The 16,238-nt window shown below is 62.1% G+C and carries 14 protein-coding genes; 8 read left to right on the top strand and 6 right to left on the bottom strand.

The features are described 5' to 3' along the window. Positions 1-106: 106 nt before the first annotated feature. The 4 genes from LCF59_RS01065 (at position 107) to dtd (ending at position 2,555) form a co-directional block, all read left to right on the top strand. Positions 107-328 carry a hypothetical protein gene (locus tag LCF59_RS01065; RefSeq protein ID WP_292284738.1) on the top strand — a complete coding sequence of 74 codons (222 nt, stop codon included), beginning with the start codon at positions 107-109 and terminating at the stop codon, positions 326-328. Positions 329-475: 147 nt separating this feature from the next. Further along, complete coding sequence (locus LCF59_RS01060) at positions 476-1,072, top strand: LysE family translocator (RefSeq protein WP_292284737.1); 597 nt, start codon at positions 476-478, stop codon at positions 1,070-1,072. 75 nt (positions 1,073-1,147) lie between these two features. Next, positions 1,148-2,110 (top strand): acetyl-CoA carboxylase carboxyltransferase subunit alpha, encoded by a 963-nt coding sequence (locus tag LCF59_RS01055; RefSeq protein WP_292284736.1) that lies wholly within the window; start codon positions 1,148-1,150, stop codon positions 2,108-2,110. Between the two features lies 1 nt (position 2,111). Continuing rightward, positions 2,112-2,555, top strand: coding sequence for a D-aminoacyl-tRNA deacylase (gene dtd, locus LCF59_RS01050; RefSeq protein ID WP_292284735.1), 444 nt, complete (start codon positions 2,112-2,114; stop codon positions 2,553-2,555). Between the two features lie 392 nt (positions 2,556-2,947). Here the strand turns inward: dtd and LCF59_RS01045 are convergent, their stop codons facing one another. The 6 genes from LCF59_RS01045 to LCF59_RS01020 form a co-directional block, all read right to left on the bottom strand. Beyond that, the gene (locus tag LCF59_RS01045) at positions 2,948-4,129 is read right to left on the bottom strand and encodes an HlyD family type I secretion periplasmic adaptor subunit (protein WP_292284734.1); all 1,182 of its coding nucleotides are present in this window, start codon (positions 4,127-4,129) and stop codon (positions 2,948-2,950) included. Between the two features lie 3 nt (positions 4,130-4,132). Continuing rightward, on the bottom strand, positions 4,133-6,295 hold the full coding sequence (locus LCF59_RS01040) for a type I secretion system permease/ATPase (protein ID WP_292285014.1): 2,163 nt from the start codon (positions 6,293-6,295) through the stop codon (positions 4,133-4,135). Between the two features lie 56 nt (positions 6,296-6,351). Further along, complete coding sequence (locus tag LCF59_RS01035; RefSeq protein ID WP_292284733.1) at positions 6,352-7,683, bottom strand: TolC family protein; 1,332 nt, start codon at positions 7,681-7,683, stop codon at positions 6,352-6,354. 84 nt (positions 7,684-7,767) lie between these two features. Continuing rightward, on the bottom strand, positions 7,768-10,971 hold the full coding sequence (locus LCF59_RS01030) for an Ig-like domain-containing protein (protein ID WP_292284732.1): 3,204 nt from the start codon (positions 10,969-10,971) through the stop codon (positions 7,768-7,770). Positions 10,972-11,137: 166 nt separating this feature from the next. Further along, on the bottom strand, positions 11,138-12,229 hold the full coding sequence (locus LCF59_RS01025) for a Gfo/Idh/MocA family oxidoreductase (RefSeq protein WP_292284731.1): 1,092 nt from the start codon (positions 12,227-12,229) through the stop codon (positions 11,138-11,140). Between the two features lie 9 nt (positions 12,230-12,238). Then, positions 12,239-12,940: a GntR family transcriptional regulator gene (locus LCF59_RS01020; RefSeq protein WP_292284730.1), complete on the bottom strand. Its 702-nt coding sequence runs from the start codon at positions 12,938-12,940 to the stop codon at positions 12,239-12,241. Positions 12,941-13,027: 87 nt separating this feature from the next. Between LCF59_RS01020 and LCF59_RS01015 the strand changes: the two genes are divergently transcribed. The 4 genes from LCF59_RS01015 to LCF59_RS01000 all read left to right on the top strand — a co-directional run bounded on the left by LCF59_RS01015 (position 13,028) and on the right by LCF59_RS01000 (position 16,234). After that, the gene (locus LCF59_RS01015; protein ID WP_292284729.1) at positions 13,028-14,182 is read left to right on the top strand and encodes an LLM class flavin-dependent oxidoreductase; all 1,155 of its coding nucleotides are present in this window, start codon (positions 13,028-13,030) and stop codon (positions 14,180-14,182) included. Beyond that, entirely contained in the window at positions 14,182-15,069 is an 888-nt protein-coding gene (locus LCF59_RS01010) for an aldo/keto reductase family oxidoreductase (RefSeq protein WP_292284728.1), read from the top strand. The genes LCF59_RS01015 and LCF59_RS01010 overlap by 1 nt, the downstream gene beginning before the upstream one ends. Before the next feature lie 8 nt (positions 15,070-15,077). Then, positions 15,078-15,584, top strand: a complete 507-nt coding sequence (locus tag LCF59_RS01005) for a flavin reductase family protein (RefSeq protein WP_292284727.1) — start codon at positions 15,078-15,080, stop codon at positions 15,582-15,584. Positions 15,585-15,655: 71 nt separating this feature from the next. Next, positions 15,656-16,234: a TRAP transporter small permease gene (locus LCF59_RS01000; RefSeq protein ID WP_292284725.1), complete on the top strand. Its 579-nt coding sequence runs from the start codon at positions 15,656-15,658 to the stop codon at positions 16,232-16,234. The last annotated feature ends 4 nt before the right edge of the window (positions 16,235-16,238 follow it).

The raw sequence follows: 16,238 nt of genomic DNA, 5'->3' as shown, positions 1-16,238 counted from the left end.
TTTTGACGGCAGAACATTAACATAGCTTGAAACCGTGACAGTCCACAATCTGTTGATGCAAAACAGGGCGACGCTCCTACATTGAGTGAATTTCGTAGAGAACCACGTGGACACATCCCGGCGCCCTCGCGTCCCAAGCGCGCATGTCTCGGGACCCGTCGGGTTCGGCGTCGCCTCCCCGACCTTTACGCCCGACGCCCGCGCCACATTCCTGATCGGCGTTTACTGGCAAGTGCCGATCTGCGTCGGATGGCCGGCCCATGTCGTGGCCGGCTCGGCCGCCACCCGCGTTTCACAGCCCGCGTTTCACAAGGTGGGTCAAGTGTAACCTTGGCCTTGAACTTGGCAGAATAGCGTTTACGGTCCGCGCACCGTGGCCATCGCCAGTCGCGACAGCCCGGCCCCCGTCCGAAATCCCGCGGCCATCACGATCATAACGACCCGAAAACCGTCGGCCCGACACATATTGCACAGCATGACACTCGATCTTTTCTTCGCCCTTGCCGGCTTCGCGCTCGTCACCGTGATCACGCCGGGGCCCAATAACCTGATGTTGATGACCTCAGGCGCCAATTTCGGCTTCCGCCGCACGATTCCCCACATGCTGGGGGTCGGGCTGGGCTTTCCGATGATGATCGTACCCGTGGGGCTCGGGATCATGCAGGTCTTCGACTTTTGGCCGCTGTCCTACACGGTCCTCAAGATCCTGTCGGTCGCCTACCTGCTTTACCTTGCGTGGCACATCGCACACGCCGCCCCGCCTGATGGCGCGCCTCAGGCTGGGCGCAAACCGCTATCCTTTCTTCAGGCGGCCGCGTTTCAATGGGTCAACCCCAAGGCCTGGTCGATGGCGCTCGGCGCGATCACGCTTTACGCGGCCGGGCGCGATCTGGCGGCGATCCTCTGGGTCTCGGGGACCTATGTTGCCATGGGCTGCATCTCGACCACCAGCTGGACCATCCTGGGCCAACAGCTGCGCCGCCTCCTAGACCGCCCCAAGCGACTGCGTGTTTTCAACTGGACGATGGCCGGGCTTCTGGTGGCCAGCCTGTTTCCCGTGCTTTGGACATGACCGGGACCGGATTGCAAATCGCGTTCCGCACCGCCATATACGCCCCCACTCGCGGGCATCAGGGACATACTGACAATGACCAATTATTTCGACTTCGAAAAACCGCTGGCCGAGATTGAAGGCAAGGCCGAGGAATTGCGCGCGATGGCCCGCAAGAATGCCGAAATGGATATCGAGGACGAGGCCCGCGCGCTCGATGCCAAGGCCGATGCCCTTCTCAAGGACCTCTACAAAAAGCTCACGCCCTGGCGCAAATGCCAGATCGCCCGCCACCCCGAGCGGCCGCATTGCAAGGACTACATCGACGCGCTCTTCACCGGGTACATGCCGCTCGCCGGAGATCGGAACTTTGCCGATGACGACGCGGTAATGGGCGGTCTTGCCAGGTTTGACGACCGTCCCGTCATGGTGATCGGTCACGAAAAGGGGCACGATACCGAAAGCCGCCTGAAACACAATTTCGGCATGGCCCGTCCCGAGGGGTACCGCAAGGCCGTGCGCCTGATGGATCTCGCGGAACGCTTTCGGCTGCCCGTGATCACGCTGATCGACACACCCGGCGCGTATCCCGGCAAAGGCGCCGAGGAACGCGGACAATCCGAGGCGATCGCCCGCTCGACCGAGAAATGCCTGCGGATCGGGGTGCCAGTGGTGTCCATCGTGATCGGCGAAGGCGGATCAGGCGGCGCCGTGGCTTTTGCCACCGCGAACCGGGTCGCGATCCTGGAACACTCGGTCTACTCGGTCATCTCGCCCGAAGGCTGCGCATCGATCCTCTGGAAAGACGCCGAGAAAATGCGCGAGGCGGCCGAGGCCTTGCGCCTCACCGCGCAGGACTTGCTGAAACTCGGTGTGGCCGACAAGGTCATTGCGGAACCCCTGGGCGGCGCGCATCGCGGACGTGAAGAGACGATCAACTCCGTCGGCAAGGCGCTGCGCGCGATGCTCAAAGAGATGTCGGGCATGAAACCGAAAAAGCTGATCTCGGAGCGCCGGCGCAAATTCCTTGATATCGGCAGCAAGGGCCTCGCAGCCTGACATGCGCGCCCTGATCCAACGCGTCTCCGAGGCTTCCGTCACCGTGGATGGGTCTGTGCTGGGCCATATCGACCACGGGCTGCTGGTGCTGGTTTGCGCCATGCAAGACGACACCGAAGCCGAGGCCGACACGCTCAGCGCGAAGATCGCCAAGCTGCGCATTTTCAAGGACGGCGAGGGCCGGATGAACCGCTCGGTCGCGGATGTCGGCGGCGCAGCCCTTGTCGTCAGCCAATTCACCCTCGCCGCCGATACTTCGCGCGGTAACCGACCCGGCTTCTCTGCCGCGGCGGCACCGGCCGAGGGGAACCGGCTTTACACGTATTTCGCCGACAGGCTGGCCGCCTTGGGCCTGTCAGTGGAACGCGGTCAGTTCGGGGCAGACATGCAGGTCGGGCTGGTAAATGACGGGCCCGTGACCATCTGGATGGACACCGACACCTGATCGGGACCGCCGCGGCAGGCATCCCTTCGGATGCTTTTGCATATCCGGAACAAGACGACGCGGGACCGGTGTACTTCTGCCTTAACGGGCGATTAACCTTAACGGTCCATACGGGTCCGGCGGTACAGGCAGGCATGCCGATGACCGCAAGAGGAGAAGCCCCGCCTGCGTCTGACCAAGAGCGGCGCGCGCCAGGGTGGCGCAGGCCGGGGTGGACCCGGCCCCTGCTTCTTCTCTTTCAAAATATGCCAAGGCATCGATGGCCGTTTGCGCAACGCCTGGACAGGGCGTCACCGGCGCATGGGCGCTGCGCCCAAAGCCCGCCAGGGCTGCGGCGCAAGACCTGTCATGGCGGGCGGTCCCCCGCCCGGCATGGCATCGGGAACCGGACGCTACGGCTCTCGCATGGCCTCGCGGGATTTGTAGAGGGGTTTGAGCAGGTATTGCAGCACGGTCTTTTCTCCGGTGTGCAATTCCACCGTCGCCTGCATGCCAGGCCGGATTTCGATATCGCGCTGCCGGTCCGTGAGAGAGGTCTTGTCGACGCGCACTGTCACCTTGTAATGCGCCGGCGCGTCGGGGCGGCGTTCATCCTTGAACGTATCCGCGGAAATGACATCGACCCGGCCCTTGAGCGCCCCATAGATCGTGAAATCATAGGCCGAAAGCTTGATCGTGGCCTCCTGTCCGGGGCGGATATTCGCGATGTTCTCCGGCGCGACCTTGGCCTCGACGTACATCTCCTCACCCAGCGGGATGATCTGGAGAATCTCCTCTCCCGGGCGGACAACACCGCCAATGGTGGTCACGTTCAGCTGGTTCACCACGCCGTGCATCGGGCTCGTCAGGACCGTGCGGTCCAGTTGGTCCTGCGAGGCGCGCAGGTTCGTGCGCAGGGTCGCCAGTTCCTTGAGGGTTTCGGAATACTCCTTGGCGCGCTCGAGTTCGGTCCGGGTGATGATCTCGTCCAGTTTGATTTGCGCATCCGCATGGGCCTTGCGGGCGCGTGTCACCTCGATCAGAGCGACAACCTTCTTGTCCAGAAGGTTTTCCATAAGCTCTTTTTCCTGCCTTGCCTGGTCCAGAACCCTGCGCGCGCCGTCCCGGCGGGACTCGTAATCCAGTTGCCGCGCGGCCAGCAATGCCTGCTCCGAGGCGACCATTTCCGGGCTGCGATTGCGCAATTCTTCGGACACATCGAACTGCACCCGCCCTTCCATTTCCGCCTCGATTCGACGTCTCCGGATTTCCAGGCCGATAATTTGATCTTCAAGGTCATCGACCGAGGACCGGAACTGCGTTCCATACAGCCGCGCGAGCACATCGCCGCGCATCACCTCATCGCCCTCCTTGACCAAAAGCTCGGACAGAATGCCGCCTTCGAGGTTCTGGATGATCTGCGGACGCGAATTGGAAATGAACTCACCCTCCGCGCGCACGATCTCGTCGATCCACGCATAGGCGGCCCAGATCAGGAACACCCAGACCGCAGCCCCCGACAGCCAGATGACCATCGACGGGCCGCGCAGCCGGCGGCCCAACTGCGATGACAGGTCAGTGGTGCTGACAGCCATGACTTATGCTCCCTGCCCGCCGGCGCGCAGGTGATCCAGCACCTGGTCACGCGGACCGTCCACGACAAGCCGACCGGAGGCCAGAACACTGGTCCTGTCCGCCAGCGCCAGGATCGGAACGCGGTGGGTTGCGACAATCGCGGTGCGGTCAGCCAGCCAGGTTTCAAGCCGCGAGATCAGCGTCTTTTCGAGGGTCTGGTCCAGCGCGGCGGTCGGCTCGTCCAGAAGGCACACATCGGGGTCCTGGAGCCACAGCCGCGCCCAGCCGATCGACTGGCGCTGCCCAACAGACAAACCTTCGCCGGAATCGCGGATCTGAAGGTCGAGCCCCTGTGGATGGCCCTTGATGAACGGCCCCAGCCCGGCGAAATCCAGTGCCTCGAACAGGCGGTCGTCGTCCCGCTCCATCATGTTGAGGTTCAGGTTGTCGCGCAGCGTGCCGTGGAACAGCCGAACGTCCTGGCCCAGGTATCCCAGGGACCGGCGCAGATCGCGCATGTCGATCTGGTTCATGTCGGTCCCGTCAACCAGGATGGACCCGGAGCTGGGCGCGTAAAGTCCGGACAGCATCTTGAGCAGGGTTGATTTGCCGGACCCGTTGGTGCCCAGCACGGCCAGGGTCTGGCCGGGTTGGATCAGGAGGTTCGGAATATCGAGAACGGCCGGACTTTCGTCGTCATAGCGAAAGGTCACCTCGCGCAGCTCGAACTTGCCACTGAGGTTTTCACGCCGCAGATAGCTGCGCTCGGTGCCGCGATCCTGCGGCAATTCGGCAATTCCGTCCAGCGCGTCAAGCGCGGCCTTGACGTTGCCCCAGCGCGCCATGATGCCCGACAGCTGTGTCAGCGGTGACAGGGTCCGCGAGGTCAGGATACCGACCGCAATGATCGAGCCGACGGAGAACTCGCCCGCGAAGACAAGATAGGTGCCCGCGATCACCGCGGCGACATAGGTGGCCTGCTGGACGCCCTGGCTCCAGAAGGTCAGCGCGGCGGCCAGGCGGCGTTGTTCAGACGATTTCAACGCCTGCACCGCGGTAAGCTCTTCCCATTGGCGGGCAAACCGATCCTCAGCCCGCTGGGTCTTGATCGTGTCGAGTTCGGTCACCGTTTCATTCAAAAGCCGCGATTGTTTGGTCGATGCGCCCTGCATTTCGCGGGTGATGCGGATCATCTTCTTTTGCAGGAAGAAACCCGGCACCACCATCAGGATGGCCCCTGCCACAAGCACCCAGACCACGCTGCCCGCGATGGACCAGACAAGCAGAAGAAACAGCAGGATGAATGGGATATCCGCGAGCGCGCCCACCGTTCCGGCCGTGAAGAATTCCCGCACCGAGCTGAATTCGCGCATCGAGGCAAAAAGTTGCGACGACGACCGGCCCGCCATGTCGGATCGCATTCCCAAGAGCCGGTTCAGCAACGTCTGCTGCACCCCAGTTTCGATCTGCCGCCCGGCCCCGTCCAAAAGCGTGGAGCGCGCCACCTTGAGAAACGCTTCGAGCATCAGCGCCATGGCCGCGCCGATTGCCAGCACCCAGAGCGTGGCCGAGGATTGATGCGGAATCACCCGATCATAGACTTGCAGGGAAAACAGCGCGACCGAAACGGCCAATAGATTGGCCACGAAAGACCCGACCGCCACCTCGCCGAACTGACGCTTGTAGTTGGCAAAACTGCCCCAGAACCAATGCGACCCGTCCTCGGCAGTGGCGTGGCTGTCGACCAGTGCCTGAACCGGCGCCTCGCCCCGGATCAGAACGCCGCTGAAGAATGGCGCGAATTCCGCGATATCGACGCGCTCGGTCTTGTCCTTGGCGGTATTGTCCCAGATCGACAGGGTCATCTTGTCCTGCGACAGGACCAGAACCGCCTGTCCGTTGGACATCAGCGCGATGGCTGGCCAGTGGTCGGGCGTCGGGCGCGGCACATGCAGACCCTTCGCCAGAAGCCCGGCAGCCTTTGCGCCGGCAACAAGGGCGTCTTCGCCCACCCGCCCGTCCTCGTCCTGGTGCAGACCGATCGCTTCCTTGATATCGGCGGCCACGGTCGTCAGCCCCAACCGACCCGCATAGGTGCGGATCAGATCGCATCGCGCCTGAACGCGCTCGGACTGTCGCAGCGGACGCTTCGGCTGGTTCGCGGGTTCCGTGCCCTGTGGCACCATGCGCAGGACCGCGTTCTTGGCCCGCCCGGTCAAAAGGGTGATGTCATTGACGCTGCTCAAATCCGTGCTCCATCCGCAAGAAGGCCAAGACGCTTGGCGGCGTCCAGCTCGGCGCGGGCGGCCTCGAACTTCAGGCTGAGTTCTTTTTCGAGGGCCCGCAGGAATGTTTCATATACGCCGACCACGTCCATCACCTGACGCGTGCCTGCATCGTATTGGCGCTGAAACAGGTCCAGATTGGTCTTGGCCTGAGCTGTCAGATCTGCGGCCTCGGCAGCCTGTCGCCGAAGTGCGGCAAGGTCCCGGCGGTCCGCCTCGATGGCCCGGCGTGCGATATCGCGCGCCTCTGTCACCTTGCGGTCCGCTGTCGTCTTCGTTGCCTCGATCGCCCGAAGCGAGGCTCCCGTGCCAATGCCAAGCATCTGCTCGGTGCTCACGTCGAGCGAGATGTTTTCACCGCCGTTGCGCAGGCCTCCGCCGGCTGACAGGCCCGGCAGGTGCCCGGCACGCGCGATCCTGGCCTCGGCGATCTGACGGTCGCGTTCGGCTTTCGCGCGCAGCACATCGAGCGCGGTTTCAGAGCCTGCCGTTCCCATCCCGTGCAGCCCCCGCTGACCGTCAAGCGTGACGTCAGACATCGCGTCAAGTTCGGCCGTCGCCCGGCTGATCTTCTCTCGGGCTGCGGTGTCGCGCGCCCGGAGATCCGCCAGCTTCTGTTTCAGGACATTCAGGTCGGAATGTTCCGATATCCCGCCGGCCACGCGCTGTTTCATGACCCACTCGAAACGGGTCATATCCTCTAGCGCCTGTCCATAAAGGTCTGCTGCCGCGCGGCCTTCTTCGGCCGTCAGGTACAGCGTCAACCCCTCGTGGACGCGGTCATTGCTGCTCTCGGACAGGGCAACCGCGGCCAGTTCGACATCGGCCTTGGCCAAATCGCGCTCCGCTTTCTTGCGACCGTTGTCGAACAGCACCTGGTTGATCACAATATCCGCCACGATATCGCCAAGCGATGTCAGGGACACGCGCGGCGAAATGGTCGGCCACCAGTTCTTCGACGCAGCCTCGGCACGCAAGCGGGCGACCTGCAATTCCGCCTCTGCCACGCGCGCATCGGCGGCCAGGACACCTTCGGCGACCCTGGAATAGGGCGATCCATCGATCAGCACAGTTTTGCGCGCGGAAAGCTCTGCGATGATCGGGGAGATGTCCTCGGTCGATCTGGGAGTGGCTTTGGATGTCTTGGTTTCGCCGATGTCGTCTGCATCTGACGCCGGCTGGGCTTGAAAGACCCTAGAAACGGTCTCCCTGCCCAAGTCCTGCATACACCCCGAAAGAGCCAAACTCGCAAGAACCGCTCCAGCGATGGCTCCTCTATTGTACCTCATACCGAATGAGCCCCTGCCTTTGGCATTCTTGTGTCTTGGGGCTCGGGCCGTCACGCAACGGCCCGAACAAAACGATCGCCTTCCCTAGATTGTCACGTTGTCGATGTCGTCATCGATCAGGACGGTCGCGTCCCCCAGATCGTAGACATTGTAGTTTTGGCCATCCTCGGAATGGGTTCCGCTCCGCGTCGCCCCGTCGATCCGAACCGCTTCGTCATGGTTGCCCAACACCTTGATCGTGTTCTCTTCACCCGTCAGAGCGACGATTTGCTCCTCGGTGATCACCAGGTCGGCCATATCCGTGAATTCGAGATCGATCGTATCGATCTCGCGGCCACCGACGTTCCCGGCCAGGCTGACATCCTGTTGGGATTCCGAGTCGTTGATCACAACATAGGTGCCCGAGCTGTTGCCCGCGCTGTCCGTCGCCGTGACAACCAGATGCGACCCATCGGGAACCGTATTTGGGAAGTTATAGGTGGTTTCCCCGGCAAATGTCTGCTCGTTGAAACCAACATCCTGCGGCGTCGAGTTGCCAACGCGTTCGATGGCAATGTCGTCGTCGGACGCGACCAAATGGATCGACTGAACGTCCTGGCCTTCGCCGCGTGTGATCGCGGTCATGTCAGGCGCGTCCGGTGCCACGTTGTCCACCACCATGGTTTCCGTGATGGACTTGGTGTTGCCCGCACTGTCGGTTGCGTCGATCTGGATCGACACGTTTTCGCCGTCGACCATCGGGATCGCACTGGAGGGCACCGCCACCGACCATGCGCCGCCGGCGCTGACCTGTGCGGTCATCTGCTGAGTGCCGATGGTGACAACAACGCCAGATCCCTGTTCGACCTGACCGGTCAGGGTAAAGCCATCATTGCTTTCGGCTTCACCCACCACGCCATCAGCACCGCCCGGCTGGCTGGTCGAGGTCAAGGGCACAACTTCGGTGTCCACGTTGAATGTCTTGGACGTCGTTGCCGTGTTGCCTGCCGCGTCCTCGGTGCTGATCTGCGCCGTGGTCGCATATGTGCCTTCCGGCAAATCGCTGGCCGAGAATGTCGCCGTCCAGTTTCCCGCAGCGTCAACATTCGCGACGCGTGCAACGCCTTCGATCATCACCGAAACCGTGGCGCCCGGTTCTGTCGTCCCGCTCAGCGTCACGCCTCGGCCGTGCTCGGACGCGTTGACCACATTGTCATCGGTGACCGGGGTCGCACTGACCTCGAAATTGCGCACGAAGGTGTCGACCATAACGCTGTCGGTGCGCGTCAGCTCGTTGCCGGCTGCATCCACGGTATAGGCGGTGATCTGCGCCTCGTATTCGCCGGGCTGCACCTCGCCGGCGTTGTAATTCGCACGCCAGACGCCAAACGTGTCTGTCTGGACAGTCTTGGTCACACCACCAAGCGATACATCCACCATCTGGTTCGGGGTCGACGTACCGGTGATCATCACGCCATCAGAGGCCTCTTCGTGGTTGATCACATCGTCTGTTTCGACCGGCTCGGGGCTGATCGTCAGGATGCCGGCATCGGTGTCGAAGACCACATCGCGGGTCTCCACCGCCGTATTCCCCGCCGGATCGGTCGAGCTTGCCGTCAGGGTTGCCGTTTGCTCGCCCGAGGGAAGCTCGCTCGGCGAAAACGTCACCGTCCAGTTGCCATTCGCATCGACACTGGCTTCGTGCGATGCACCACCGATACCGACGGTCACGCTGCCTCCGGGCTCCGTCGTGCCGGTGACCGTCATGCCTTGCTCGGCCTCTTGCGCGTTCACGACGCCGTCTGCACCACCCGCCTCGCTGGTGATGTCAAAGTTCCGCACGAATGTGTCGAGACGCACCTCTCCGGAGGCCGTACTGACGTTGCCAACTTCGTCGGTCGCGGAGGCGTTGATCGCAAGGTCCTGCTCACCCAACGGTATTTCCGCTGCGGCAAAGGTCACGGTCCAGTTGCCCAGATCATCGACAGTGGCATTCCGGGTGTAGCCGTTCATCTCGACGACCACGGTCGATCCCGGATCGGTTGTTCCGGTGACTTCGACACCGTCGCTCCGTTCGACATCATTGATGATGCCATCCGTTTCGATGCTCGCGGTGTTGACCGTCACAGCCGCTTCGGTGTCGATCTGGATACCGTCAGAAATCGCGGTCGAGTTATTGAAGTCGTCGGTCGCAACAACCTGGATATCCTCGATATATTCGCCGCGCTCGAAAGCGCTGCTTTCAAGTGTCACGGTCCAGTTGCCCTGCCCGTCCACCTCGGCGACATGGCTCACACCGCCCGCGATGACGACAACGGATGCACCGATCTCGGTTGTCCCTGTCACGGTTGCGCCGGCTTCGAACATGCCATCGGTGATCAGATCGCCGGTGGATGTCGTCCCTCCGGTGATCTCCACCGCGGGCGGAGTTGTGTCGATCGCGACCTCCGGACCCGCCAGCTCGGTGTCGCCGTCTTCGCCTGTCACGGTCACTTGCGTGGTGTAGTCACCATCGGAGGGGAAATCCGGACCGTTGAAGCTCACGTCCCATGTGCCGCTTGAACCTGTTGTGGTGGTCTGCGTCTTGTCTCCGATGACAACAACAACCGTGTCACCCTCGTTCGCGGTGCCGCTCACAAGAACATTCCGGTCCTCGTCGGTCAGATCGTCGCCGCCGATCCGGTAGTCGCCATCGTCAACCGTGGGCGCATCCGGATCACCGCTTTCGCCACCCGAGCCGACAAGGCCGTTGCCATCATTGCCGCCGTTGTCACCACCGCTGCCACCGCCGCCGAGGATCGCCGCGCCTGTTGCCGCCGCCGCACCGGCGCCCAGCCATGGCAGAATGCCGCTGCCAGCCAGAAGCCCAGCGCCGAGCATGGAAACGCCGCCGCCTTCAGGCTCCGCCGCGACCATGTCCGCCGCCGCGATATCTGCACGATCATGGAAGATGAGCGCGTCATCCGGGCTCCACTTGCCCCAGGCCGCAACATCGCCGTATTCCGCAAACAGCGCACTACCGTCACCCTGGGCGAAGGCAACCTCGCTCAGCACACCATCGGTGCTCAGGAACAACCGACTGTCGGCGCCGTCAAAATAATTTTCAAGAATGATGACCCGGCCATCTGCAAGCGTGATCTGCAGGTCATTGCCCGCGCGATCATAGCTGCGGAGATCCGATCTGTGGATGTTCAGGGAAACGTCGCGTCCGCCACCGGCTTCGATCAAATAGCCCTGATCGTCTGCTCCAACAACGCCACGCTCGACTGCGCCCGCACCTGTACGGACAACGAAATTAATCGCATTCATAACTACACCGCTCTACCTCAAGGCCGCCCGTTTTCGGGTTCGGCATTTTTTTGCTCTACTTTCGGATACAGGAAAATATCTTTCGATAAAAGCAGAGAATAAGGCAGTTTCCCGTTTTTATGGCTTTATTGCAAAGTGTTGCGCGAAAAGCCCGGTCAAACAATTGTCAGATTTTGTCGACAACTGCCTTGTTTCTGGCTGATTTCTGCGCCGCGAGCCCCATGCGCACGGCCCATGCGCCATCCTGAAGCGACACTTCGGGATCGCCGCCATTGCGCACCAGATCAAGGAACCGCACATGCTGATAAAAGGTGGACCCATTGTGGTCGCCCGCTTCAAGGATCGTGGGGTCAACGGCGATCTCGACAGTCTGCGGCCCCTTGGGATGACGCGGGCTGATGATCACTTGCGGCACCGGCGGCGCCCCAAGATGGGCGGGCCAGAACCGGCCCGGCCCCGGCACCAGCGCTTCGATCTTGCCGTCGGGACCAACCGCGCTGATCTCTTCCTGAAAGCGCGAGCCTTCGGCATACATGCACAGTTCGAGCATCGCGCGCGTGCCATTGGCAAAGTCCATGATGACATAGGCGCTGTCCCAGACGTCCGGGATCTGCTCTTCGTATCGCTCTTCCAGGTGGTTCACCTCCTGTCCCCCGCTTGCCGTGACGCGGACCGGGTCCGATCCTGTGATCAGACGCATCAGGTCGAAGAAGTGGCAGCATTTCTCGACAAGCGTGCCGCCGGTGTTGCGATTGAACCGGTTCCAGTCATTCACCTTGTGCAGAAACGGAAAGCGGTGTTCGCGGATCGTGAGCATCTTCACCCCGCCGGTGGCGCGCTGCACCTCTTCGGCCAGGACCTTGATCGGCGGCATGTAGCGATACTCCATCGCCACCCAGATCGGCGCCGGATAGTGCGCGGCAATCGCGTCGATCCGCGCCAGATCGGCAGGGTCCGTATACAGCGGCTTCTCCATGAGCAGCGGCAGCGGATTGCATTTTGCGATCTGCTCCAGCGCAGCGACATGGCAATGGTTCGGGCTGGCCACCAGAAGGCAATGCAGATCGGTCCGATCCAGCAGCGCATCCAGCGTCTCGCAGAGCACGGCATCCGGCGCGATCGACTTGGCAGCGGCCGCCATGATCGCGTCAGGCTCGAAAATCGCGGCCACCCGCGCGCCGTCCAGAAGCGCGATGTTGCGCAGATGCTCCTGCCCCATCATGCCGCATCCGATAATGCCGTAGTTGATGATCGTCATGCTCGTCCTTCAGGTAATCCGCGCAACATAGGTTGCGACAGTTGTGTCGATCCAGTTCCAGGAGGCTTCGGCGGACATTCCGTCCGGGCCATAGCTGATCCGCGAGGCGCGCATGCAATCCTGCCCCGCGCGCAGGCCGAAGGCATCCGGCACCCAGTCCGGAACCGGGGAAAGATCCAGCCGGTCTTCCACCCTGGTGATCCAGAGACCGAGGGCCTCGCGATAATAGAGGTAAAGCGACTCCCGCAGCGCCACCGCGTCAATGCTGTCGGCATGGCTGCCATCCAGCCAGATCTCCTCGAGCACCGCCGGTGTCCCGTTCAGGCGCCGCAAACGACGAATGCGGTGGCCCCGGTCACTTTGACCGAAGCGCGGCAAGCCGTCAGGTTTGACAAGCGTGTCCACCGACAGCACCTCCGCCGTTGGCAGCCCGCCGCCTTCGCGCAGTTCGACGCGGAAGAAAGCATAGACAGATTGCGCATCCGGGCGGGCACGCACATAGTTGCCCGACCCCTGCACCCGCTCCAGCAGGCCCTGGGCGGTCAACTCTTCCAGCGATTTGCGTAACGTCCCGACCGAGATACCAAGCCCGGCAGCCATGTCGCGTTCGGGCGGCAGCCGTTCTCCATCGACCAATCGCCCGGCCTGAATGTCCCGGATCAGCAATTCGCTGATCTGGACATATTTCGGCAGGGCATAGGTGTCGGTCATTTCGTCGCCCGGGTAATTGATACACTATTGATCTACATTTTTGACGGTGCTACGCAAGAGGTAATTCATGCTTTTCGGAGACACCTTATGACCATCGTGCCAATCACCTCTCCCGACCTGGACGCGGCAGAGGTATCTTGGTTCTCGGCGCTGTGCTCGGATGACTACGAATTTCTCGGCGTGCCTGACGGCGATCTACGGTCCAGCTTTGCGCATTGCTCCGGCATCGTGAAAGAAGCCGAGCGCCAGGGATTCCGCAACATTCTGTGCCCCTCGTCCTACCAGGTGGGCCAGGACACGCTGTCTTTCGTCGCGGGCTGCGCACCGATCACGGACAAGATCAACATGCTGGCCGCCGTGCGCTGCGGCGAGATGCAACCGATCATGCTGGCCCGAACGATCGCGACCCTGGATCACATGCTGGAAGGGCGGCTGACGGTGAATATCATCAGCAGCGACTTTCCCGGCGAAAAAGAGGACTCGGCCTTCCGCTACCAGCGGTCGCGCGAAGTGGTCGAGATTCTGAAACAAGCCTGGACCCGGGATGAAATCAACTACGAGGGTGAGATCTATAATTTCAAAGGCCTCACCACGGATCCCGCCAAACCGTATCAGACCGGCGGTCCGCTGCTTTATTTCGGCGGCTACTCCCCCTCGGCGCTGGAACTTTGCGGGCAACATTGCGACGTCTACCTGATGTGGCCCGAACCGAAAGAGGCGCTGGCCCAGCGCATGAAGGACGTGCATGCCGTGGCCGACCGATATGGCCGCACTCTCGATTATGGCCTGCGCGTGCATGTCATCGCCCGCGACACCGAAGCCGAGGCGCGCGAATACGCGGCGCATATCGTGTCAAGGCTGGACGACGCGCAGGGCAAGACAATTCGTGACCGCGCCCTTGATTCGACATCGCTGGGCGTGTCGCATCAGGCCAGAAACCGCGACCTGGCGGATATGGAAGGTTTTGTCGAACCGCATCTCTGGACCGGCATCGGCCGGGCACGGTCGGGCTGCGGGGCGGCGCTTGTCGGGTCCACCGATCAGGTCCTGTCCGAACTCGAAGAGTATCAGAAAATGGGTATCCGCGCCTTTATCCTGTCGGGATATCCGCATACCCAGGAATGCAGGCATTTCGGGTCTCGGGTGCTGCCCCAGATGAAGACCTGTTCGCTGCCGGAAGAATACGGGCGCGTGCCGGACGGCACCCCTGCAACCCCCCTTGGAAATGGAGTCCGCCGCTGATGGACCGCGTAAAATTCAACGACGCCCTTGACCTGAGCCGCCTTGTCTATGGCATGTGGCGGCTAGGCGACGATGCCGACACCAGCACGGGCCACATCCGCAACAAGATCAGCGCCTGCCTCGATCAGGGCATCACCACGATGGATCAGGCCGACATATATGGCGGCTACGAAGCCGAAGAGATCCTGGGCACCGCCCTCACGCCGGAGCTGCGCAACCAGATCGAGATCGTCACGAAGTGCGATATCGTCGCCCCCGCCGGGCGCTACGCCGACGCGAAGGTGAAACACTACGACACGTCCCGCGAACATATCCTGTCCTCGGTCGACCATTCGCTGCGGCTGATGAAGATCGACCATATCGACTTGCTGTTGATCCACCGCCCCGATCCGCTGATGGACCACCACGAAACAGGAGCCGCGCTGGACGACATCGTCAAAAGCGGCAAAGTCGGCGCCATCGGGGTATCGAATTTCCGCCCGTGGGATTGGGACCTGCTTCAATCCGCGATGCAGCAGCCACTTGTCACCAACCAGATCGAGATCAGCCTGCTGCACCATGCGCCGTTCACGAACGGCGATATCGCCTTCCACCAGATGAACGGCCAGCCTCCAATGGCATGGTCGCCCCTGGGTGGTGGAGCGCTTTTCGAGGCCAGGAATGCCGCACTGCGCACCGCGCTCAAGACGGTTGGGGCCGATCACGGCGTTGACGAGGCCGCTGTCGCGGTCGCGTGGCTCTTGGCGCATCCCGCGCGCATTCTACCTGTTCTCGGGACCAACAATCTGGACCGTATCGCCCGCATCGGCGATGCTGCCAAAATCCAGATCAATCGGGAGACATGGTTTGACCTTTACACGCACGCCCTTGGACATGAAGTGGCCTGATACCAGCGATGAACGCCTTGACGCACAGTTTTGAACCCTCGCACGAGACCGCTCGCGATTACAGAAATGCGCTTGGCCGGTTCGGCACAGGTGTGACGGTCATCACCTGCAACACGGGGGACGGGCCGCTGGGCATCACCGCCAACAGCTTTGCCAGCCTGTCGCTGGACCCGCCGCTGGTGCTGTGGTCCCCGGCCAAATCGTCCAGTCGCTATCCGTTCTTCATGGCGGCCGATCACTTTGCGATCCACGTCGTTGGCGCCGAACAGACCGCGCTGTGCACGGCGTTTGCCCGCAATGGCAACCCCTTCGACCAATTCGAATGGGAGAATGGCGCGCATGATGTGCCGCTTTTGAACAATTGCCTGAGCCGGTTTGAATGTACCAAGACCGCCGAACACGACGGCGGCGACCACACCATCGTTGTCGCCCGCGTCACGCGGGTCACGTCGCGGGAGGGCGCGCCGCTTTTGTTTTACAGCGGTCAATACGGAGGCTTTACTGAAGCGACATAGCTCGCCCCGACAAGGCAAGAAACGGGGCCGCCGGCGGAGGAGGCCGGTGTGGAACAGGGAGGAGGTCAGGGATGGCCATTTTGTTGGGGCTGCTTGCCCCGTTGCAGATATTCAATGACATCGTGCTTCGCATCGGACGCACGCTTGCCATTTTCTGTATTGGCCTGATGGTCTGTGCCATCCTGTTGCAGGTGTTCTTCCGCTACGTGCTGGGCAATGCACTGCCGTGGCCCGAAGAGCTGGCAATCTTCCTGATGTTGTGGATGACCGCCGCCATCGCGCCGTCGGCCTATCGGCGCGGCGGCTTCGTGGCGCTTGAAATCCTCACGGCCGCGATCCCGACCCGCGCGGCCGCTGTTCTGGCGCTGGTGCTGCTGCTGATCTCTGGCGCGGTGCTGGTCATCGGGGCGCAGATGGGGCTTGGTGAGATGAACAGCCTTGCCGGCAAGTTCAAAAGCGCCTCGCTCAAGTATCCGACCCTCGACGGCTGGGAAAAGATGCCCAACAGCTGGCAGATCGCGTCTCTCGTGACGGGGCTGTGGCTGCTCTTCATCGTCAATATCGAGCTGGTCTTGCGAAACATCATAACCCTGGCCGGAGGAGGAGACCGCCTGCGCTCCAATCTCGATGCCGAATTGACGGTGGAATAAGCGC

It is taken from the genome of Marivita sp., assembly GCF_020055675.1.
In the GTDB taxonomy this organism is placed as follows: domain Bacteria; phylum Pseudomonadota; class Alphaproteobacteria; order Rhodobacterales; family Rhodobacteraceae; genus Marivita.
This window is presented reverse-complemented; position numbering and strand designations above follow the sequence as displayed.